The organism is Nonomuraea maritima (assembly GCF_900100395.1).
Lineage (GTDB): Bacteria > Actinomycetota > Actinomycetes > Streptosporangiales > Streptosporangiaceae > Nonomuraea > Nonomuraea maritima.
Genome location: NZ_FNFB01000003.1, coordinates 401,093 through 422,507 on the forward strand (window position 1 = coordinate 401,093; position 21,415 = coordinate 422,507).

General features: G+C 72.2%; 22 protein-coding genes. 5 read left to right on the top strand and 17 right to left on the bottom strand.

The window, feature by feature from the left end; all coding sequences use genetic code 11:
• Positions 1-6 precede the first annotated feature (6 nt).
• Together BLR04_RS08700 and BLR04_RS08705 are read left to right on the top strand one after the other, a co-directional pair.
• Positions 7-1,305 (top strand): M20 metallopeptidase family protein, encoded by a 1,299-nt coding sequence (locus BLR04_RS08700; RefSeq protein WP_245740116.1) that lies wholly within the window; start codon positions 7-9, stop codon positions 1,303-1,305.
• Between the two features lie 33 nt (positions 1,306-1,338).
• On the top strand, positions 1,339-4,116 hold the full coding sequence (locus BLR04_RS08705) for a glycoside hydrolase family 2 TIM barrel-domain containing protein (RefSeq protein WP_090761483.1): 2,778 nt from the start codon (positions 1,339-1,341) through the stop codon (positions 4,114-4,116).
• 107 nt (positions 4,117-4,223) lie between these two features.
• Here the strand turns inward: BLR04_RS08705 and tuf are convergent, their stop codons facing one another.
• From tuf to BLR04_RS08745, 8 genes are all read right to left on the bottom strand, one after another.
• A complete protein-coding gene (tuf, locus tag BLR04_RS08710) occupies positions 4,224-5,393 on the bottom strand; it encodes an elongation factor Tu (RefSeq protein ID WP_090761485.1) in 1,170 nt (389 codons plus the stop codon).
• A gap of 222 nt (positions 5,394-5,615) precedes the next feature.
• Complete coding sequence (locus BLR04_RS08715; protein ID WP_090761599.1) at positions 5,616-6,911, bottom strand: UDP-glucose dehydrogenase family protein; 1,296 nt, start codon at positions 6,909-6,911, stop codon at positions 5,616-5,618.
• Between the two features lie 150 nt (positions 6,912-7,061).
• Entirely contained in the window at positions 7,062-8,006 is a 945-nt protein-coding gene (locus tag BLR04_RS08720; protein ID WP_245740117.1) for a M24 family metallopeptidase, read from the bottom strand.
• A gap of 98 nt (positions 8,007-8,104) precedes the next feature.
• Positions 8,105-9,013, bottom strand: a complete 909-nt coding sequence (locus BLR04_RS08725) for an ABC transporter ATP-binding protein (RefSeq protein WP_090761489.1) — start codon at positions 9,011-9,013, stop codon at positions 8,105-8,107.
• The gene (locus BLR04_RS08730; RefSeq protein WP_090761490.1) at positions 9,010-9,831 is read right to left on the bottom strand and encodes an ABC transporter ATP-binding protein; all 822 of its coding nucleotides are present in this window, start codon (positions 9,829-9,831) and stop codon (positions 9,010-9,012) included. The genes BLR04_RS08725 and BLR04_RS08730 overlap by 4 nt, the downstream gene beginning before the upstream one ends.
• Entirely contained in the window at positions 9,828-10,706 is an 879-nt protein-coding gene (locus BLR04_RS08735) for an ABC transporter permease (RefSeq protein WP_090761492.1), read from the bottom strand. The genes BLR04_RS08730 and BLR04_RS08735 overlap by 4 nt, the downstream gene beginning before the upstream one ends.
• The gene (locus BLR04_RS08740; RefSeq protein ID WP_090761494.1) at positions 10,703-11,788 is read right to left on the bottom strand and encodes an ABC transporter permease; all 1,086 of its coding nucleotides are present in this window, start codon (positions 11,786-11,788) and stop codon (positions 10,703-10,705) included. The genes BLR04_RS08735 and BLR04_RS08740 overlap by 4 nt, the downstream gene beginning before the upstream one ends.
• Positions 11,789-11,797: 9 nt before the next feature.
• Positions 11,798-13,375, bottom strand: a complete 1,578-nt coding sequence (locus tag BLR04_RS08745; RefSeq protein WP_090761496.1) for an ABC transporter substrate-binding protein — start codon at positions 13,373-13,375, stop codon at positions 11,798-11,800.
• Between the two features lie 110 nt (positions 13,376-13,485).
• On the opposite strand from BLR04_RS08745, the gene BLR04_RS08750 reads away from it, so the two are divergent.
• A complete protein-coding gene (locus BLR04_RS08750; RefSeq protein ID WP_090761601.1) occupies positions 13,486-14,121 on the top strand; it encodes an Lrp/AsnC family transcriptional regulator in 636 nt (211 codons plus the stop codon).
• A gap of 65 nt (positions 14,122-14,186) precedes the next feature.
• On the opposite strand, the gene BLR04_RS08755 is transcribed toward BLR04_RS08750, so the two are convergent.
• Positions 14,187-14,522, bottom strand: coding sequence for an avidin-fold protein (locus BLR04_RS08755; protein WP_245740118.1), 336 nt, complete (start codon positions 14,520-14,522; stop codon positions 14,187-14,189).
• A gap of 253 nt (positions 14,523-14,775) precedes the next feature.
• On the opposite strand from BLR04_RS08755, the gene BLR04_RS08760 reads away from it, so the two are divergent.
• Both BLR04_RS08760 and BLR04_RS08765 read left to right on the top strand, forming a co-directional pair.
• Complete coding sequence (locus BLR04_RS08760; protein WP_090761498.1) at positions 14,776-15,543, top strand: bestrophin-like domain; 768 nt, start codon at positions 14,776-14,778, stop codon at positions 15,541-15,543.
• A gap of 2 nt (positions 15,544-15,545) precedes the next feature.
• On the top strand, positions 15,546-16,181 hold the full coding sequence (locus BLR04_RS08765; RefSeq protein ID WP_143021989.1) for a hypothetical protein: 636 nt from the start codon (positions 15,546-15,548) through the stop codon (positions 16,179-16,181).
• A gap of 80 nt (positions 16,182-16,261) precedes the next feature.
• On the opposite strand, the gene BLR04_RS08770 is transcribed toward BLR04_RS08765, so the two are convergent.
• The 8 genes from BLR04_RS08770 to BLR04_RS08800 form a co-directional block, all read right to left on the bottom strand.
• Positions 16,262-16,486 carry a hypothetical protein gene (locus BLR04_RS08770; RefSeq protein WP_090761502.1) on the bottom strand — a complete coding sequence of 75 codons (225 nt, stop codon included), beginning with the start codon at positions 16,484-16,486 and terminating at the stop codon, positions 16,262-16,264.
• 2 nt (positions 16,487-16,488) lie between these two features.
• On the bottom strand, positions 16,489-17,292 hold the full coding sequence (locus tag BLR04_RS08775; protein ID WP_218128771.1) for a MerR family transcriptional regulator: 804 nt from the start codon (positions 17,290-17,292) through the stop codon (positions 16,489-16,491).
• A 17-nt stretch (positions 17,293-17,309) separates the two neighbouring features.
• Positions 17,310-17,840: a hypothetical protein gene (locus BLR04_RS39550; RefSeq protein ID WP_143021990.1), complete on the bottom strand. Its 531-nt coding sequence runs from the start codon at positions 17,838-17,840 to the stop codon at positions 17,310-17,312.
• Between the two features lie 115 nt (positions 17,841-17,955).
• Positions 17,956-18,765, bottom strand: coding sequence for a glycoside hydrolase family 16 protein (locus tag BLR04_RS08785; protein WP_176903004.1), 810 nt, complete (start codon positions 18,763-18,765; stop codon positions 17,956-17,958).
• Positions 18,766-18,824: 59 nt separating this feature from the next.
• Positions 18,825-19,223 (bottom strand): hypothetical protein, encoded by a 399-nt coding sequence (locus tag BLR04_RS39555; protein ID WP_143021991.1) that lies wholly within the window; start codon positions 19,221-19,223, stop codon positions 18,825-18,827.
• Between the two features lie 137 nt (positions 19,224-19,360).
• Positions 19,361-20,626, bottom strand: a complete 1,266-nt coding sequence (locus tag BLR04_RS08790) for an APC family permease (protein WP_090761505.1) — start codon at positions 20,624-20,626, stop codon at positions 19,361-19,363.
• A 113-nt stretch (positions 20,627-20,739) separates the two neighbouring features.
• Complete coding sequence (locus BLR04_RS08795) at positions 20,740-21,111, bottom strand: VOC family protein (protein ID WP_245740119.1); 372 nt, start codon at positions 21,109-21,111, stop codon at positions 20,740-20,742.
• Positions 21,108-21,415: zinc ribbon domain-containing protein (locus BLR04_RS08800; RefSeq protein WP_143021992.1), on the bottom strand; the 308-nt coding region annotated here is incomplete at its 5' end. The genes BLR04_RS08800 and BLR04_RS08795, both read right to left, overlap by 4 nt.

A 21,415-nucleotide genomic window follows, 5' to 3' on the forward strand; every position in this document is an offset into this window, starting at 1 on the left:
GTGAGGGTGAACGGACGCCGTGCCGACGCCGAGAAGGAACTGCGGGCGGCGCTGCGCAGGGAGGTTCCGGCCGCGGTCGCGCTGCGACGGGAGCTGCACGCCTGGCCGCGCGTGTCCGGTCACGAGGGCCCCACGCTCGAACGCGTGCTCGGCGGCCTGCTGGGCGTCTTCCCCGGGTCGCTGTCCGGCCCGGCCGTGGAGCGCGTGGCCGGCACCGGCGCCGTCCTGCGGATCGGCGGCCCAGGCCCGTGCGTGGCCGTGCGCGGCGAGCTGGACGCCCTGCCGATGGACGAGAGCACCGGGGTGGCGTGGGCGGCCACGAACGGCGCCATGCACTCCTGCGGTCACGACGTGCACCTGGCCGCCGTGGTGGCGCTCGCCCGCGCCGTCGCCCGAACGCAGGTGAGCGCCGTCCACGAGGGGCGCGCCGCCCCGGCAGGGGAGCCGTTCGCGCCGCCGCTGCTGGTCGTGCTGCAGCCGCGCGAGGAGTCCCAGCCCTCGGGCGCGCTCGACGTCGTCGGCTCAGGCGTCCTCGAACGGCATCGCGTGCACGCCATGGTCGGGGCGCACGTGCAGCCGCTGCTCCCGGCGGGCACCGTGGCCTGCACCCCCGGAGCGGTGAACGCCTCGGCCGACGCGTTCACGGTCACCGTGACCGGGGCCGAGGGCCACGCCGCCTACCCGCACCTCACCCGCGACCCCGTGCTCGCCATGGCGCAGGTGATCGTGTCGGCGCAGCAGATCGTCAGCCGGTTCGCCGACCCCATGGTGCCGACCGTGGTGACGTTCGGCACCGTGAACGCCGGAACCGCGCCGAACGCGGTGCCCCGCGAGGCCACCGCGAGAGGCACGCTGCGGACGATGTCGCCGGGCTTTCGCGACCGGATGTGCCGGAGGTTCGTCCAGGTCGTCGAGGACACCGCCAGGTCGTACGGGTGCGCGGCCGAGGTGGAGCTGCGCTACGGCGAACCGGTGCTGGTCAACGACCCGCTGCTGACCGCGGAGACCGGGGAGCTGCTGCGCGCGCACGGCTGGGAGGTCACCGACGAGCTGCGCTCGTGCGGGGCCGACGACTTCGCCAGGTACGGCGAGGTGGCGCGGTCGCTGATGATGTTCGTCGGCGTGGACACCGAGGCCGGGCTGCACAGCCCCGCCTTCCTGCCCGGCGACGACAGCGTGGGGGCGGTCGCGGAGGTACTGCTGGCGGGGTACCTCGCGGCCGCCTCGTCCGGCCGGTTCGGCGACCACACCGTCGAGGCGGCAACAGAGGCCGCGCGCCGAGAAGGACACCAAACTCATACATGACGAAACCGCCGCCAAGCTCTAGGCTCGGCCACGATGGATCTCGAAACTTTCACCCCCGGTTCGGGCCGTCTCGAACCCCGGGCAGCCCTTCGCTCCGACGCTCCCGCCCTCGACCTCAACGGGACGTGGCGGTTCCGCCTCTCGCCGACCGCCGACGTCCCCGCCGACTTCGCCGACCCCGGGTACGACGACTCATCCTGGGACGACCTGCCGGTCCCCGCCCACTGGGTCCTGCACGGCCACGGCGCGCCCGCGTACACCAACGTCCGCTACCCCATCCCCGTCGACCCGCCGCACGTCCCGAACGAGAACCCGACCGGTGACCACCGGCGCGTCTTCGACCTGCCCGACGGATGGACGGGCGGCAGGCTGCGGTTCGAGGGGTCCGACTCCTTCACCCGCGTCTGGCTGAACGGCCACGAGCTCGGCTTCTCGACCGGCAGCAGGCTGCCCGTCGAGTACGACGCCGGCCCCCACCTGCGGCCGGGGCGCAACGTGCTGGCCGTCCGCGTCCACCAGTGGTCGGCCGCCACCTACCTGGAGGACCAGGACATGTGGTGGCTGCCCGGCATCTTCCGCGACGTCACGCTCACCCGCTCCTCCGCCGACGTCTTCGTGCACGCCGCGTACCAGGACGGCCGCGGACGGCTCAGCTTCGACGGCTCCGGCACGCTGAGCGTCCCCGAGCTCGGCGTCACCGGCCTGCGGCCGGGCGAGGAGGTCACCCTCGACGTCGAGCCGTGGACGGCCGAGACCCCGCGCCTGTACGACGCCGAGCTGACCCTCCCCGAGGAGACGGTCCGGCTGCGCGTCGGCTTCCGCACGATCTCCATCGAGGACGGCGTGCTCCTCGCCAACGGCCGGCCGCTGCTGCTCAAGGGCGTCAACCGGCACGAGTTCCACCCCGAGCACGGCCGCGCGGTGCCGTACGAGACCATGCGCGAGGACGTGCTGCTCATGAAGCGGCACAACGTCAACGCGGTCAGGACCAGCCACTACCCGCCGCACCCCGCCTTCCTCGACCTGTGCGACGAGCTGGGCCTGTGGGTGATCGACGAGTGCGACCTGGAGACGCACGGCTTCGGCGAGGTCGGCTGGCGCGGCAACCCCACCGACGACCCCCGCTACGCCGACGCGCTGCTCGACCGCATGCGGCGCATGGTCGAGCGCGACAAGAACCACCCCAGCGTCATCATGTGGTCGCTCGGCAACGAGGCCGGCGTCGGCCGCAACCTCGCCGTCATGGCCGACTGGACGCGCGAGCGCGACCCGTCCAGGCCGCTGCACTACGAGGGCGACCGGTCGTGCGCGCACACCGACGTCTACTCCCGCATGTACGCCACCCACGCCGAGGTCGAGGCGATCGGCCGGGGCGAGGAGGACCCGCTCGACGACGCCGAGCTCGACGCGCGGCGGCGGCGGATGCCGTTCCTGCAGTGCGAGTACGCCCACGCCATGGGCAACGGCCCCGGCGGCCTGGCCGAGTACCAGGAGCTGTTCGAGCGCTACCCGCGCCTGGCCGGCGGCTTCGTGTGGGAGTGGATCGACCACGGCCTCGTCCACCCCGAGCTCGGGTACGCCTACGGCGGCGACTACGGCGAGCCGCTGCACGACGGCAACTTCGTGATCGACGGTCTGGTCTTCCCCGACCGCACCCCGTCGCCCGGCCTGCTCGACCTGAAGAAGGTCTTCGAGCCGGTACGGTTCGCGTTCGGCGACGGCTTCGTCCGCGTCGTCAACGGCCACGGCTTCGCCGACCTGTCGCACCTCGAGTTCGTCGCCACGGTGACGGTCGAGGGCGCGACGGTGGCCGAGCACCGGCTCGAGGTGCCCGCCGCGGGCGGCGAGTGCAAGCTGCCCGACCTCACGGGCGGCCCCGACGGGGAGCGGTGGCTCACCGTGCGCGCCGTGCTGGCCGGCGACCTGCCGTGGGCCCCTGCCGGGCACGAGGTGGCCTGGGGGCAGACGCGGCTCGCCGGCCCCGCGACCCCGTCCCGCGGTCCTGCGGGTCCGGCGTTCGTGCGCGACGGCGGCGAGCTGACCGCCGGCGGGTGCGCGTTCGACGCGGCCACCGGACGGCTCACCCGGCTGTTCGGGCTCGACGTCGAGGGGCCGCGGCTGGACCTGTGGCGCGCGCCCACCGACAACGACCGCTACGGCGGCCTCGAGGGCCGGTGGCGCGCGCTCGGCCTGCACCGGCTCACCCACCGGGTGGACGACGTCGCCACCGGTGACGGGCTCACCGTCCGCACCCGGGTGGCGCCCGCCGCGACCGACCTCGGCATGTGGGCCACGTACCGGTGGACGTTCGACGGCGGGCTGCGGCTGGAGCTGGACATCGAGCCCGACGGGGAGTGGCCCGACCCGATCCCCGCGATCGGCGTCACCATGTCGCTGCCCGGCGACGCGGTCGAGCGGGTCACCTGGTTCGGTCAGGGGCCCGGCGAGGCGTACCAGGACACCGGGCTCGCCACGCGGATCGGCCGCTGGTCGGCCACCGTCGAGGAGCTCCAGATCCCGTACGTCATGCCGCAGGAGAACGGGCGGCGCGCCGGCGTGCGCTGGGCCGACCTCGGGGCGTTCCGGGTGTCGGGCGAGCCGGAGTACGGGCTGAGCGTCCGGCGGTGGAGCACCGACGAGCTGGCGGAGGCCCGCCACCTGCCCGACCTGGTGCCGGGCGAGCGGGTGCACCTCCACCTGGACCTCGCCCAGCAGGGGATCGGCACGGCCACGTGCGGACCGGGCCCGCTGCCCGTCTACGACCTGATGGCCCGCCCGGCCACGCTGCGCCTTCGCTTCGACCCCTCCTGACCGGGAGAAGGGCTGGAGTCCGCCCCCGCCAGCTCCAGCCCCCGCCGGGGGCTGGAGCGAGGCCGAGGCTAGAGGGCCGGGGCTTGCTGCCCCGGCCCGTCGGCGTGTCAGGCGGGGACGGTGAGGACGGTGCCGGCGCCCACGGTGAGGCCGCCCTCGCGGATCGCGAAGCCGAGCCCCGGCTCCAGAGCCACCGCCTTCCCCAGCCGCACCGTCACCTCCACGGTGTCGCCCGGCCCGGCGACGCCCTCGGGCAGCGTCAGCTCCCCGGGCACGTCGGTGGTGCGCAGGTAGAACTGCGGCCGGTAACCCGACGCGATCGGCCCGCGCCGTCCGCCCTCCTCCGTGGTGAGGAGGTAGACCCGGGCCGTGAACGACGCGAGCGCCCGCTGGGTGCCGGGCGCCGCCAGCACCATGCCGCGCCGCACCTGCTCGCGGCGCACGCCGCGGAGCAGCACGGCGGCGTTGTCGCCGGCCTCGCCGCGCTCCATCGTCCTGCCGAACGTCTCCACGCCCGTCACGACGGCGGAGAACCCGTCGCCGAGCCCGACCGCCTCGACCGGGTCGCCGACGCGTACCGTGCCGCGCTCGATCGCGCCGGTGACGACCGTGCCGCGGCCGGTGACCGTCAGCACGTTCTCGACCGGCATGAGGAACGGCGCGTCCACGTACCGCACGGGCACGGGGATGTGCTCGTCCACCGCGCGCAGCAGCGCCTCGACCGACGCCGTCCAGACGGGGTCGCCCTCCAGAGCCCGCAGCCCGGAGACGCGCACCATCGGGACGTCCAGGTAGCCGTGCTCGGACAGCAGCTCCTGCAGCTCCAGCTCGACCAGGTCGACGAGCTCAGGGTCGGCGCCGTCGGCCTTGTTGACCGCGACGACGAGGTGCTCGACGCCGACCCGCCGGGCCAGCAGCAGGTGCTCCCTGGTCTGCGGCATGATGCCGTCGTGCGCGGACACGACGAGGATCGCGCCGTCGAGCTGCGCCGCCCCCGTGATCATGTTCTTCACGTAGTCGGCGTGCCCCGGCATGTCGACGTGGGCGTAGTGCCGGGTGTCGGTCTCGTACTCGACGTGCGAGATGTTGATCGTGATGCCCCTGGAGGCCTCCTCCGGGGTGCGGTCGATCCGCTCGAACGGCGTGTACGTGGCCTGCCCGCGCGCGGCCAGCACCTTCGTGATGGCCGCGGTCAGCGTGGTCTTGCCGTGGTCGACGTGCCCCATCGTGCCGATGTTGAGATGCGGCTTGTTGCGAACGTAGGCCTGCTTGGCCATGTCCCTTCCCTTTCCGGAACCGGAGTACTGGTGACCCGTCGGGTCGGCAACCTCCCCCCGCCGGGTCACTCAGGGACGTACGGGAAGAGGTCAGCGCTCCAGGCCGTCGAGGGCACGCCCGAGCGCGCCCGGCAGTGCGGGCGTCGCGAGGTGGGCGTACCGGAACATGACGAACATAGTGCGGCGATCAGCGCCGCACCGCAACGGATTATTCCCGCGCCGCTACGGGCGCCCGACCCCCATGTAGGTGAAACCGAGCTCCCGCATCGAGGCCGGGTCGAGCAGGTTGCGTCCGTCGAACAGCACCGGGCGGCGCATCACCGCCGCCGCGTGCGCCCAGTCGACCTCCTTGATCTGCGGCCACTCGGTGACCACGATCGCCGCGTCCGCGCCCTCCAGCGCCAGCTCGGGTGTCTCGTGCCGGCTCGTCGAGGACCACGGCTCGGCGGCGGCCGGGCGCGCCATCGGGTCCCAGCAGCGCACCTCGGCGCCCTCGGCCAGCAGCCGGGAGGCCAGCACCGTGCTCGGGGCCTCGCGCATGTCGTCGGTACCTGGCTTGAACGTCAGCCCGAGCAGCGCGACGCGCATGCCCGCCAGCGTGCCGAGCTCGTCCTTCAGCTTCTGGATCGCCCGGCGCTTCTGCAGGTTGTTGACCTCGATCACGGCCGACAGCAGCTGCAGGTGGTAGCCGGTGTTGCTGGCGAGCTGGCGCAGCGCCTCGGAGTCCTTCGGGAAGCAGGAGCCGCCCCAGCCGATGCCAGGACGCAGGAAGTGCGGCCCGAGCCGGTGGTCGAGGCCGACCGCCCTGGCGACCTCCTCGACGTCGGCGCCCGTCTTCTCGCACAGGGTGGCGATCTCGTTGATGAAACTGATCTTCGTGGCGAGCAGCGCGTTGGAGGCCAGCTTCACCATCTCGGCAGAGCGCACGTCCATGACGACGACGGGCCCGTCGACGCCGGCGTGCAGCTCCTCGATCAGGCGGGCGGCCGCGTCGTCCTCGGCCCCGATGACGACCCGGTCGGGGTGCATGAAGTCGTCCACCGCGCGCCCCTCGGCGGTGAACTCGGGGTTGGCGGCGTAGCCGACGTGGGCCAGGCCGGCCTGGTCGAGCGCGGTGCGGACGCGGGCGCCGGTGCCCACCGGCACGGTCGACTTCACCACGACGGCCTTGAGGTGCGTCGCGCCCTCCAGCGACCGCAGGACCGTCCACAGCCGCGACAGGTCGGCGTCGCCGGAGGCCGACGGCGGGGTGTCGACGCAGACGTACGCGATCTCGGCCCCGTCGAGCGCCTCATCCAGGTCGAGGGTGAAGGACAGGCGTTCCTTGTTACCGGCGATCATGTCGCCGAGCCCGGGCTCGTAGATCGGCACCTCGCCGGACCGCAGGAGGGCGACCTTCTCCGGGTCGATGTCGCGGACCACCACCTGGTGACCCAGCTCGGCGAAGCAGGCGCCGGTCACCAGACCGATGTATCCGGCACCGAACACGGCGACCCGCCGTCCCGGGGTACGAACCATGTTGATCATCCATTCTCGTGCGGGGGAAGACCCGAGCAGCCACGCCCGGGACCACGGAGCCGAAGGATGCTCACGATAACGCCCCTTTGCGCAGGTTCGCGCCGTAGGCCGCCTTCAGCTGCTCCATCCGAGGTCACGCAGGGTGGCGGATCACCGTTCCAGCACGTGGAGGGTCCGCGCCGCGGAACCCAGCGTGACCGGGCCGCCGCCCGTGCACGCGACCACGTCCGCCAGCCGGGCCCCGAACAGATCCGGCACGTGGACGGCGGGCTCCAGGCAGAACGTCATCGCGGCCGCCAGCACGGTGTCCTCGCCGGGTCGCGGGCCCTCGTCGGGGCCGAAGCCGATGCCGCGGCCCACGTGGCGCGCCGCGAACCGTCCGTAGCCGCTGCCGTCGATCACCTCGCGGACGGCCAGGGCGACGTCCGACACCGGCACGCCGGGCCGCAGCGCCGACAGGCCGGCGTCGTGGGCGGCCAGCACCACCGAGTACATCGCCTCGAAGTCGTCCGGCGGCTCGGCCACCGCGAAGACCCTCGCCACCTCCGCGCAGTAGCCGCCCCACCGCCCGCACAGTGACACCGTCAGCGCGTCCCCCGGGTTGATCACGCGCTCGCTCGGCGCGTGCGCGGGGCTGGCCGTGTGCTCGCCGGCCGCCACGCCCAGTGCCAGCACCTCCTCGCAGCCCGACTCGCCGAGCAGGAGGCCGAGCCGGCGGGCCATCGCGCGTTCCGTCGCGCCGAACCACGCCAGCTCCCGCGCCTGCCCCAGCACCGACTCGGCGGCGGCGACGGCTCGTTCGATGCCCGCGAGGTCGTCCGGCTCCTTGCGCAGCCGCAGCGGCGCGAGCACGGACGACGCGGGCACCAGCTCGGCCTCCACCGCCAGCCCGAACAGCTCCCGCACCCGCATCTCCGGGTCCACGCCGACCCGGCGGGCGTCGCCGGGCACGAACGCGGCCGGATCGGCGGTGTGCGCCAGCGCGTCCGCCGTCACCACGAGGTACCCGCCGCCGTGACCGCCGAGGAACCGGTAGTCGGGGGAAGGACGCAGCACGATCGCGTCGACCCCCGCCCGCGCCATCGCCTCCCGCACAGCCCCGAGCCGTGAGGCCTGCCGGCTCCCCGGCCGCGGTGTGGGCTGAGGTGGCGGCTTCTCCTGGCCCGTGGGCCGGGAAGGCGGGTCGGCCCCGGTCACTTCGGCTCGTGCAGCCAGCAGGCGACCGGGCCGAAGTCCGGGTCCTTGTCGCGGCACACGTCCATCACGAGCGGGCAGCGCGGATGGAACCGGCACCCGCCGGGCGGGTTCGCCGGGTCGGGCACGTCGCCCGGCAACTCGGCGGGGAGCACCCCGAGCCCGTCCGGCTGGGGCACCGCCCGCAGCAGCGCCCGCGTGTACGGGTGCCGCGGGCGCGCCCACACCTCCGCCGTCGCGCCCACCTCGACGATCCGGCCCAGGTACATGACCGCGATCCGGTCGGCGACGAGCCGGACCACCGACAGGTCGTGGCTGATGAACAGCAGCCCCGCGCCCGACTCCACGGCCAGGTCCCGCATCAGCGCGGCCACCTGCGACTGCGCGGACGCGTCCAGCGCGGAGATCGGCTCGTCGCCGATGAGCAGCCGCGGCCGGGCCGCCAGGGCCCGCGCGATGGCGATGCGCTGCCGCTGGCCGCCCGAGAACTCGTGCGGGTGCCGGTCGGCGTACTCGCGCGGCAGCCCGACCCGTTCCAGCAGGTCGGCGGGGGAGGTGGTGGTGTCGCGCGCGGTCCGCAGCCCGTCGGCGATCTGGTCGCCCACCCTGCGGCGCGGGTTCAGGGACGCGTACGGGTCCTGGAACACCATCTGGATGCCGGTCAGCTTCCTGCGGCGCAGGCCGAGCGGGGTGACGGGCTCCCCGTCGAACGTGATCGAGCCGTTGGTGACCGGGTTCAGCCCGCAGACCGCCCTGGCCAGCGTCGACTTGCCACACCCCGACTCGCCGACCAGCCCCACGACCTCACCGGGAGCGACCGTGAGGCTCGCCCCCGCGACCGCACGCACGACGGGCCGCCCAGGGGAACGATGCTCCACGACCAGGTCGTCGATCGCCAGCAGACTCATCGCGCCTCCGCATCAGACCCGGACGAGGGTCCAGCCGGGGAATCGGGTTCGGGGGGTGGGGTCGGGAGGGAGGCGAGGAGGGTGCGGGTGTAGGGGTGGGACGGGGTGCGGAGCACGTTGCCGCGCGGGCCCGACTCCACCACCTGGCCGTCCTTCATGACGCTCACCTCGTCCGCGACCGCCGACATGACGCCGAGGTCGTGCGTCACCAGCAGCACCGCGAGGCCCAGCTCGTCGCAGAGCCCGCGCAGCAGTCGCAGCACGCCCGCCTGCACCGTCACGTCCAGCGCCGTCGTCGGCTCGTCGGCGATCAGCACCTTCGGCGAGCAGGCCAGCGCGATCGCGATCGCGATGCGCTGCCGCATCCCGCCGGAGAACTGGTGCGGGTACCGCCCGTACGCCTCCTCGGGCGCCGGGATCCGGACCTTGGCCAGCAGGTCGACGGCCCGCGCCCGCGCCTCGGCCCGCCCCAGCCTCAGGTGGTGCCGCATGTGCTCGGTGAGCTGGCGGCCGACCGTCAGCATCGGGTGCAGGCTCGTCGCCGGGTCCTGGAAGACCATCGCGACCTCGCCGCCACGTACCCGGTTCAGCTCCTTGGCCGGCAGCGACAGCAGGTCGCGGTCGCCGAGCCGGATCGCGCCCGAGGCGCGCGCGCCGTGCGGCAGCAGCCCCAGCACCGCGAGCCCGGTCATGGTCTTGCCCGACCCGCTCTCCCCGGCCAGCCCGTGCACCCGTCCGGCCTCCAGCCGCAGGTCGACGCCGTGCAGGATCTCCCTGCCGCCGATCGACACCCGCAGCGCGGTGATGTCCAGCGTCACAGCGCACGCTCCTTGATCGCGCGGGCGGTACGGGGGTCGAGGGCGTCGCGCAGCGTGTCGCCCAGGAAGTTGAACGCGAGCACCACGGTCAAGATGGCCAGACCGGGGAACGTCGCCACCCACCAGCTGTCGAACACCTCCACGCCCGAGGCCACCATCACCCCCCACTCGGGCGACGGCGGCTTGGCGCCGAGGCCCAGGAACGACAGGCCGGACAGCAGCAGCAGCGCCGTCCCGATGTCCAGCGTGGCGAGCACCAGCACCGGGCCGGTCACGTTCGGCAGGACGTCCACCCGCAGCGAGCGCCACGCAGAGAAGCCCAGCAGCCGTCCGCTCAGCACGAACTCCCGCTCCCGCACCCCGAGCACGAGCCCGCGCGTCACCCGCGCGTACGCCGGCCAGGCGACGACGAGCACGGCGAGCACCGCGTTCGCGAGGCTCGCGCCCAGCGCCGCGGCCACCACCATGGCGAGGATCACGGTCGGGAACGCGAACACCAGGTCCGCCACCCGCATGATCGTCTCGTCGACCCAGCGGCCGAAGTAGCCCGCGCACGCGCCCAGCAGCCCGCCGATCAGCACCGACAGCGCCACCAGCAGCAGCGTCAGCGGGATCGTCACGCGGGCCCCGTGGATGACCCGGCTGAGTATGTCGCGTCCGAGCTGGTCGGTGCCGAACCAGTGGCCGGGCCCTGGGGCCGCGAGCCGCGGCAGGTCCTGGGCGAGCGGGTCGTGCGGCGCGAGCACCGGCGCGGCCAGCGCGATCACCAGCCAGGCGACGGCCAGCACCGCGCCGACGACGGCCAGCGGCTGCCGCCACGCCACGGGCAGCCGCTTCAGCAGGCCCTTGCGGGCCAGGGGGTCCCGCCGTCTCATCTGAGCCTCACTCGCGGGTCGATGACGCCGTACAGGACGTCCACGGCCAGGTTGATGACGAGGTAGACGGCGCCGACCACCAGTCCGACGCCCATGACGGCGGGCAGGTCGAGGGTGGTGGCGCTCTTGTAGGCGTACTGGCCGATGCCGGGCCAGGCGAAGATGGCCTCGACCAGCACCGTCCCCGACAGCAGGCTGCCGAAGGCCAGGCCCGCCACGGTGATGATCGGCACCAGGGCCGAGCGCAGGACGTACCGGAACAGGACCACCCGGCCGGGCAGGCCCTTGGCGCGGGCGGCGCGCACGTAGTCCTGCCCCAGCACCTCCAGCACCGCCGAGCGGGTGAAGCGGGTGAGCAGGCCGATCGTGTACAGCGCCAGCACCAGCGCGGGCGTGGCCAGGTGGGCGAGGGCGGAGGAGAAGATGTCCCAGCGGCCCGCCAGCAGCGCGTCCACCGTCTGCAGCCCGGTCACCGGAGGGGCCGGGCCGAGCGCGACGTCCACCCGGCCGCTGCCCGGGGTGAGCTGCAGCCGGTAGAAGAACACGTAGAACGCCACCAGCGCCAGCCAGAACGTCGGCACCGAGATGCCGATCAGGCTGAGCACCCGCAGCGCGTGGTCGGAGAGCCGGTCGCGGCGCAGCGCCGCCACGACGCCGAACGCCACGCCCAGCACGAGCGAGACGAGGATCGCCGCGCCCGCCAGCTCCAGCGTCGCGGGGACGAACTCGGCGAGGTCCTCGCTGACCGGCCGGTGGCTCTGCTGGCTCATCCCGAGGTCGCCGTGGAGCAGGCCCTGGAGATGGATCAGGTACTGCTGCCACAGCGGCTGGTCGAGGCCGTGCTCGGCGCGCCACTGGGCGACGATCGCCGGGTCGCCCAGCGCGCGCTGGCCGAGGTTCGCGGCCACCGGGTCACCGGGCACGAGGTTCGTCAGCACGAACGTCACCAGCGTGATGCCCCACGCCATCAGCAGGGCGAGCAGCACCCGCCGCACGAGGAACCGTGCGAGCGGGTGCGCCTTGGGCCGCCTCCCTGCCCGGGTGTCCGGGACGGGAGGCGGCGAGTCCGGAGTGTCGGACACCTGAGGCTCCTACTTCACGCCGAGGTCGGCGATGTCTACCGTCCACACGGGGTGGTAGGCCAGCCCGGTCACGGAGGCGGCCGTCACGATGTTCTGGCTCGGCTGCAGCAGCGGGACGAACGGCCCTGCGGCGTTGAGCTGGTTCTGCATGTCCGCGTACGCGGCCGTGCGGGCCTCGTCGCCGATCGCCGCCGCGGCCTTCTCGCCGGACTCCTCGACCTCCTTGCTCGCGCCCTCCTTCCAGCCGGCCCGCAGGCCGACCGTCTTGCCGGGCAGGAAGAGCAGGTAGTCGCTGGGGTCGGGGTAGTCGGGGCCCCAGTACCACAGGCCCATCTCCTCCTTGCCGTTGCGGTAGTTGTCCAGGGCCGTCGTGACCGGCGCCGGCTGGAGGTCCACCGTGATGCCGACCTCCTTGAGGTTGGCCTGGATGCGCTCGGCCAGCGGCTGGAACGACAGGCCGTTCACGGTCAGCTCGCTCGGGTACTCGAGCTTCACCGTCGGGTTGCCGAGCCCGCTGGCCGCCAGCGCCGCCTTGGCGCCCTCCAGGTCGCGCGCGGGCGCCTGCGAGGCGGGCAGCGCGCCGAGGAGCTGCGACGGGATGATGCCAGGCGCCAGGGCCGAGCCCTCGCCGGCCAGCTCCAGCAGCCCGGCGTAGTCGACGCCCTTGCGCACGGCCTCAACGAACTTGGCGTTCGTCGTGGTGCCGCTGACCGCGGAGTCCTGGTTGGCCAGCAGGAAGATGACGTTGGCCGAGGGGGTCTTCGTCACCTGCAGCGTCGCCGGCATGCCGGCGACCTGGTCGCCCGACAGGTTGAGGGCGATCTGGCTGTCGCCGCGCGAGACGTTCAGCTTCTGCGTGGCCGCCTCGACGTTGCGGATGACGACCCGGTCGTAGGCGGGCTTCGTGCCGTGGTACGCAGGGTTCGCCTTGAGCGTGACCTGGCTGCTCACGTTGAAGGACTCGATCTGGTACGGCCCCGAGCCGGCCGAGGAGGAGTTCAGGTACTGCTCGGCCTTGTCCTGTGGGTCGGTGGTGGCGCCGTGCTGCTGGGCCAGCTTGCTGTTGATGATGCCGAGCGCCGGGTTCGGCAGGATGAACGGCAGCGTTGGGTTGGCCGTCTTCGACGTGAGCGTGATCGTCGAGTCGTCGGTCTTCGCGACGTCGACGCCGTCGAGCAGGAACGACGGCGTCCCCTTCATGTCGCGTACACGCGTGAGCGAGAACACCACGTCGTCGGCCGTCACCGGCGAGCCGTCGGCGAACGTGGCGCCCTGCCGCAGCTTGAGCGTCAGCGTCCTGCCGTCCTCGGACAGCTCGTACGACTCGGCCAGGGCCGGCACCGGCTTCGTCACGTCGGCCCCGTCGAACGTCAGCAGCGTCTCGTAGACGGCCTTGCCGACGATGAGCCCCGTGGGCTCGTACGTGCGTCCGGGGTCGGCCGTCTTGAGGTCGAAGGACGTGTCGATGACGAGGGTCCTGGACCCGCCGGAGGCGGAGGGCGACGGGGAAGCGCCGCCGCTCCCGCAGGCGGCGAGGGCCAGAGCACCGGCGAGCAGCAGAGCCGCCGTCTGCGAGCGGGTCGCCATGAGAGTCCTCCAAGAGTGGACGTTCAGCAGAAAGATGCCGAGGATTGTCCGGCAGATCGTCCAGGCCCTGTGCGGTCGGCAAGACGGAAATCAAGCGGTTTGAGGTAATGATGAGTGAAATTTCTAGGAATGGGACTGGCGGCGGCGGTCAGCCTGGACGGATCGGCATCGGTCTGGAGCTCGACCACATCCACCTGAAGATCCTCGAGGTCCTGCGCGAGAACGGCAGGATCTCGGTCGCGGCGCTGGCCGAGCGTGTGGGCATCTCCCGCGCCAACGCCTACACCCGTTTCGAGGCGTTACGCGCCGACGGCGCCATCAAGCGGTTCACCGCCGAGATCGACCACGTGCGGGCGGGGCTCGGCATCACGGCGCTGATCTTCGTGACCGTACGGCAGCAGATGTGGAAGCAGTTCCGGGCCGAGCTGGCCAGGATGCCCGAGGTGGAGTACTGCGCGATCACCACCGGGCAGCACGACGCGATGATCCAGGTCCGGGTGGCCGACGTCGCCGCCGTGCACTCCATGGTGACCGAACGGCTGGCCCACATCCCGGCGGTCAAGGCGACCGAGACGGTCTTCATCCTGGACGAGGTGCTCAAACGCCCGTACGTCCTGCCCGGCGACGGCGACCGCCCCCGCACATCACGGCGCCCGGCCCCGGAGCCGCAGGGCGACGTCCCGCTCGGGAAGATGCGCTTCGTCGGCGCCGCCGAGGGCCGCGCCGCTCTCCGCAAGGACACCTGACCCGTTCCCCGTTCGGGAGAGGGCCCCGGTGGGACGGGCCCTCTCCCGAGTGCTTCCGCGCTCGGTCAGGGGAGTTCGGCGCAGATGCTCGTGTGGCGGGTGGCGTCGTTCTCGAAGGAGAACTCCTCCACCAGACGGAGCAGGCCGTCCTCGCCGGTCTCGATGCGGCTGGTGCTCCGGCCGCCGGCATTGCCGCCGGCGACGAGCGCGTGCGCGTACGAGATGGTCACCTGGTCGCCGTCGCGCGTGCCGACGAAGTGTCCGTGGGTCACGGTGTCGCCGGTGTAGCTGCCCCACACCACCCCGTCGCGCTCGCTGTACTCGAACTGCGTGGGACTGTCGGGGTTCACCGTGCTCGCCGTCGAGCTCACCATCACGAAGGTGCGGCCGTTGAGATTCACGCCGTACATGGTCGCCGCATTTCTCGCGAAGTCAGCGGTCGTCTGGACATTTGTGGCGCCCGGCTGTCAGGGCCCGGCGATCCGTCCAGGACGGCCGCGCGGCGCTGCCCGTTCGCTGACCGCGGAGTCCACCAGCCGAGCAGCGGCAGGGACGAGCCTGCCCGGAACTTTAACGATCCTGGCCTGACGCCATCATTGCACTGTGTGATAGTAATGTGACGCTACGTATCGACAACAGGTTCGGGAGATTCTCATGCTGGCGTACGCACTCTCGATCGTGGCGGCGGTGGGTGTGGTGGCGCTCACGGCGCTGGTGTTCAGGAAGGTGAAGAACGCGGGCGAGGACCGCGACCCCAGCGGCCCGTCGGCCGGCCACGCCGGGGCCATGTTGTCGGCCATGTTCCTGCTGGTGTTCGCCATCGCGATCATCGTGCCGTGGACGACCGCCGACTCCGCGCGGCTCAACACCCAGGCCGAGAGCCAGGCCGCGGTCGACGCCTACTGGGCGGCCTCCGAGCTGCCAGCAACGGCGTCCGACGAGCTACGCAAGGGCCTGCGCGACTACATGGCGTTCGTCACGCGCGACGAGTGGCCGCTCATGTCCGAGGGCAAGATGCACCCGCTCGGCGGCGAGCGCGTCGACGAGCTGCGTGGCCTGGTCCAGGGGCTGAAGCCGGGCACCGACGACGAGGAGGACGCCAAGGCGGCGGTCCTGCAGCACCTCAGCTCGATGTCCAGCGCCCGCGCCCAGCGCACCGCCGATGCCGCCGCACGGCCGCCCGACGGGGTGCTGCACCTGACGGTCCTCACCGGCGTGCTCGTCGTCCTGTTCCCGTTCCTCGCCGGGGCGAGGCCCCGCGGGCTCGCCATCCTGCCGCTGGTGGCCATGGCGGGGTTGCTCGGGTTCGGCACCTACCTGTCGTGGGACATCTCGCGCGCGTTCGCCGGCCCGCTGGCGGTGGCCCCTGACGCCTTCCAGGGAGCGCTGCAGGAGTTCATCCGGATCTCCGGGGGGATGTGACGGTGCGAGGCAGCCACGCGCCGCTGCTCCTGGTCGCCGCCCTGATCGCGATAGCCGTCGGCGTCCCCGCCGCCGCGGCGCAGAACCCGCCCCCGATGCCGGGCACGGGCGGCTGGAACGGCCGGATGCCCGACTCCGGCCGCGCCGCGTGGCCGCGGGGGGTGCCCAGGGGTCCCGCGCGGCCCGTCATGCCGTCCGTACGCGCGCCGGTGCGGCCCGCGCCGCCGAAACGGGTCACGGTGGGGCCGACGGTCAAGGTGCCGAAGGTGTCGGTACGCCGCACGCCGGGGCCCAGGGTCTCGATCGCCGTGCCGGGCGGCAACCGGCGCGCCGACCCCGCCGTCACCGTGCCGCACGTCACGATCTATCCCGGCGGCGTGTGCGCCGAGAAGGCCCGGTCCGAGGTCCAGATCGGCGAGTGCCCACGCGGCCGGCGGCGGGTGGCGGTGCCGCTCGTCGGCCCGGTCCAGCCGCCCACCGTCACGCCCACGCCGAAGAAGACACCGGTGGCGCACGACCGGCTCGTGCTCCCCGCACAGCAGAAGCGACGCCCCAACCCCCTCGGCACCGTCCTGCTCACGGTCGTCGTGGTCACGGCGATCAGCTCGACCACGGCGGTGGCCTTCCGCGCCCGCTGACGCCCCGCGCTCACTCTCCGACTCGCCATGGGAACGGCGGTTGTGTGGGTGGGGCGGCGGCGTCCGGCACGTTGCGGCGACTACAGGGAACCGCGTCCGCTCACGTGGCGGTCAGGCGCCTTCGACAGGCCGTGATCCAGGCGGGAGGCGTTGACAGCGGCGTGCACCGCGAGCGCCACCGGCAGGGCGAGGAGCAGGGCCCACGGCACCGCGCCGACCGCGGCCAGGAGACAGATCGCAGGAAACGCGATGAGCGTGGGGACCGTAGAGATCAGGGCGATACGCGTACGGGTTCGACGGTTCAAGATCAAACCGCTCGGGCAGATCGGGATGACGGCGACAGGTCAGGCGGGGCTGTGGCGGGCGCGGTCCAGGTACTCGGCCAGCTCTCGCCAGTCGTCGGCCGGGGCGTCGGCTTCCCCTGACACGGCGGCCGGATCGTCGTGCCAGGCAGCCCGCACACCGGCCGAGATGCCGGCATCGCCACCGGTGAACAACGCGCTGAGCTCGTCCATACGGGCCACCAGCCGGCGGACTTCTGATCAGTGGCAGGAGTACCGGCCCCACGGAGTCGTTCGGCTCTCCGGTACAGCTCGGGCCACTCGATCTCGAGCAGGTAATGCATCGCGGGCCCCAGGGCCGAGGCACGAGCCCGCAGGACCTGTCTCTGGTCGGCATCCAGATGGCGGCCCAACGTGTGCTCGCTCCCCGGACCGGTGCCGCCGATCGCCTGCAGCGCATCGAGCAGAGTCGTGGACGCCGGGGCCCGGTCGCTCGACAGTTCCTCGCCGAGCCGCACGAGCCGCTCGCGCAGGACCTCGAGCGCGGCCATGGACGCCTCCACCCCGGCCAGGTGATCACGCACCAGCCGTGTCGGATCGACGCCCGCGTCGAGGCAGACGGCGATGGTGTCCAGCGCCAGCCCGAGACTGCGCAGCGCCAGCACCTGATAGAGACGTACGAGATCGTCCTCGGTGTATTCCCGGTGTCCTCCCGTGGTGCGCTGTGACGGGCTGAGCAGACCGATGGCGTCCCAGTGGTGCAGCATGCGCACGGTCAGTCCGCCGGCCTCCGCGAGCCGGCCCACTTTCCAGGTTGCTGAAGGGGTCATGTGGCCACGATGCATCATCACACCGCGTGAGGTTCAAGCCATGACAGCGACCCGCGCACCGGAACGCGCCGGCCGGCCATCCGCCAGCGGTACACGGCGGGACGGTTCGCGGTGTCGGCCGGGTGCGACTCCTCGTCGACCGAGGTCGGGTCGAACAGGTCCTCGTGGCACGCCGAATCGTCCGGGTAGTCGGTGAGCCACACGCCGTCGGGCGCCTCAGGCCGGGGGCCGAGGGCGGCGTGCGTGGCCTGGAAGAGTTCGGTGTTGTGGTCGACGACCCTGTTGAAGAAGTCTCTCCTGTCGCGGGTGAGGAACCGGCTGAGCAGCGGATAAGGCCTTCCGGCTTGACGCTGTCGCCGTGGACCGACAGGTGATCGTCGAGATGCGTCTTGATGGTCTCCGGCTTCCCGCCCGGCCGCCTCAGCGCGCTTCTCGGCCTGGCGCTTGCGGGCCTCCAGCGTGGGAACGTACTTGGCCTTCTGGTTCTTCAGCGTCCTGGACGGCCGGTAGCGACCTCGGGTTCCTCGGGCCGTGCGTGACCATGTCATGGGTGACGACGGCGAACGCAGCCTCGCCCACTCGCCACCGGGTGAGACCGAGACACCTGCCTTCTGACGGTAGGTCGGACTCTCTGTGAACTGTTCGCCCTGCAGCGGGCGTGACTCAATCCCTCTGGAGTCGGTAGCCCCTGACGTAGTCGACCACGAACTCCTTGGGGTACGGCCCCACCCTGTCGGGTCCCTCCGCGTCGGGGAACTCGTAGATGCCGAGCATGAGCTGCATCGGATGATCCGGGGACTGCCGGATGGTCCTGACGTGCCGGCCGTCCACGAAGAAGGCCACCCGATCAGGGGTCCACTCGACCGCGTACACATGGAACTCGCGTGCGTCGATGGGGAGGACCTCGGCGGCGAACTCGTCGGTGATCATGGGATCGCCGAACGGGTGGACGCCCATGCCGACCGCCGTCGCGTCCGCGCGGACGTCACGTCCGAAGATCTCGCAGACGCAGATCTCCGCCGACCGCTCGGGCACGTCCTCGAAGCCGATCATCCACAGGGCGACCATCGCACGCGGATCATCGGTGGCCCGCGCGCGCATCTCGATCAGGCCGAAGTGCGGCGTGTAGAGCCGGACCTCCTCCTGTGCCTCACGCACGACGGCGCCCCGCCCGTGCTGGCCGACGGTACTGCCCACCGGCCCGGAGAACACGCCGGTCTGCAGCGAGGACACCCGCATCCGCCCCTCCGTCTCCGGCGACCACGGCGGCTGGTCCTCCTCGATCAGCAGACGCAGGCAGCCGTCGCCCACGCGATACCGCGCCGCCGAGGCAGCGCGTGTGGTCCACTGCGGCAGATAACGCGGAATCCAGCGCCGCTCATCGAGCCCGCCCCCGTCGAAGGTGTCCTCGAACTCCAGCACGTACTCAGCCTTCCTGGCCACCGTGCACGTGCCGTCCTTGGCTTCACTCATGCGTCAATCCTCGTTCAGGTGCCGTAGCGGAGCGAGTGCCGTCCTGAAGCCATGTGAGGTCACGAGAGTCCGGCCACCAACACCGCCCACCGAGCACCGGACGGAGCCTTGACCGTCAGCGTGCGTCGTTCCGGTTTCCCGACCGGGTAGTTGTCAAGGGTGAACGTGGTGTAGCCCGCAGCGCACTGCCGCAGTGTCCGGAAGCTCGCGCTGATCGTGATCGCCAGCTTCCCACGGGAACCAGCGCAATCCACAGCGATCTTGTACGCGTTCCCCACCTTGAGCTCGCCGGACCATGCAACCTCGTTGCTGTCGGCGACGTGATGAAGAAGAACCTTCCCGTTCACCTTCTTTCGCAAGTCGACCATCGGCCGCGCCGACGAAGAAGGCGCGGGCAGCTGAGCAGATGGTTCCGCCTCCGCGGATGACCGTTCTGAGCAGCCGGTCACCAGGAGCATGAGCACGACCGCACTCGCGGAGACCCGGCCGAGCGGCCCACGAACAAGGTCAGGCAGCATTGTCGATCCGGTACGGGGTCGTGTGGGACTGCGCCGATCTCTCATCGGAGACTCCCCAAGGTCGGTCGGTCGTTCGGTCATGAGGAGCGGTTGACGATCGCCCGCCGGAGTCCGTACGCGGCGGCGCCGGAGGCCAGCACCGCGGCGCCCGTGATCACTGAGGTCAGGGGCAGGGAGAAGGCGAGGATCAGGCAGCCGGCCAGGCCAAGGGCGGGGACGAACCGCGGAGGGCGGCCCTCGCCGGGCGTGAGGGTCCAGGCGCAGGCGTTGGCGATGGCGTAGTAGACCAGCACGCCGAAGGAGGAGAAGCCGATCGCGCCGCGCAGGTCCGCCGTACCGGCCAGGATGGCCACGACCGCGCCGATGAGCAGCTCGGCGCGGTGCGGGATCTTGAAGCGGGGGTGGACGGCGGCCAGCACATGCGGCAGGTGCCGGTCTCTCGCCATGGCCAGCGTGGTACGCGAGATGCCCAGGATCAGCGCCAGCAGCGAACCGGTCGCGGCCACCGCGGCGCCCACGTTGACCACCGGCGCCAGAGCGGGCAGCCCGGCGGCGCGCACGGCGTCGGCGAGCGGGGCGGTCGCCTGGCTGAGGCCCGTGCTGCCCAGCACGGTCAGCGCCGCCACCGCGACCGCCGCGTACACGACCAGGGTGAGTCCGAATGCGATGGGGATGGCCCTGGGGATGATCCGGGCCGGGTCCCGCACCTCCTCCCCGAGCGTGGCGATGCGGGCGTACCCGGCGAAGGCGAAGAACAGCAGGCCCGCCGCCTGCAGGATCCCGGACACGGTGGCATCGGAGGCGACGTCCAGGCGTGCGGCCTGCGGCGTGCCGGAGGTGAGACAGATGACCACGAACGCGGCCAGTACGGTCAGCACCACGGTGACGATCACTCTGGTCAGCCGGACCGTCTTGGCCATCCCGGCGTAGTTGACCGCGGTCAGCGCCACCACGGCGGCCACCGCGACCGCGTGCATGTGTTGCGGCCACAGGTAGGAACCCACGGTCAGCGCCATCGCCGCGCACGAGGCGGTCTTGCCGACCACGAACCCCCACCCGGCCAGATAACCCCAGAAGTCGCCCAGGCGTTCGCGCCCGTACACGTACGTGCCACCGGAGGCGGGATAGCGGGCGGCCAGCCGAGCTGAGGACGTGGCGTTGCAGTAGGCCACCACCGCCGCCAGCACCAGCCCGATCAGCAGCCCGGCGCCGGCCGCGCGCGCCGCCGGCGCGAAAGCGGCGAAGACCCCGGCGCCGATCATCGACCCCAACCCGATGCCGACCGCGTCGGGCAGCCCCAGGCGGCGCTCCAGCAGCCCCTGACCGGTGGGTGTGCCGACCACGACGACCTCCCTCAGAACGAACGTCGAGATCGGCTGACGATCGTGCGGTCACCGAACCGCCCGGCGCGGGCCGACAGCACCTGCAGCGGCACCTCGGGTGTGGCGGTCACGGTTCAGGCCGTGCGTGTGGCAGCGGACTGGAACAGTTCTACGAGATTGCCCGCGGGGTCGGCGAGCAGGATCTGGCGGCCGCCGGGGCCGGTGACCAGGTCGCTGTGGAACGTCAGGCCGGCGTCGCGCAACCGGGCGATCCCGGCGTCCAGGTCGTCGACGATGAGGTGGATGCGGTTGCGGCCGGCGCCGGAGGCGTGACCGGGGGTGGCGCGGGCGCCGGAGCTGCTGGGACCGGACAGCAGCAGCCGCAGCGGGCCGCGTACGACGTCGGCGAAGGCGGGCGCGGCGCTGAAGCCGAGAGCGAAGCCGAGGTGGGTGGTTTGACGCGCTCCCCGGCCTGAAGGCCGGGGATTCAGCCCGTGCCGCTTCACGCGGCACCTCTGTGGCTTCCTGTTTCGTCGGCCTGTGCCACCGCGATCGATGGTCTTACCCGGCCTCCACAGGCGTTTAGCCTGTCCGCCCGTCCGGCGGCCAGAATATTCTTGGCTGCGTTGATGTCCCGGTCGTGGGCCGCCCCGCACAGGCAGGACCACGACCGGACGTGCAGCGGCATCGACTCGGCGGCGGTCCCGCATGCAGAGCACAGCTTCGAGGACGGGAACCACCGGTCGATCCTGACGAGCGTGCGGCCGTACCGGGCGGCCTTGTAGGCGAGCATCGCCGTGAACTGGCCCC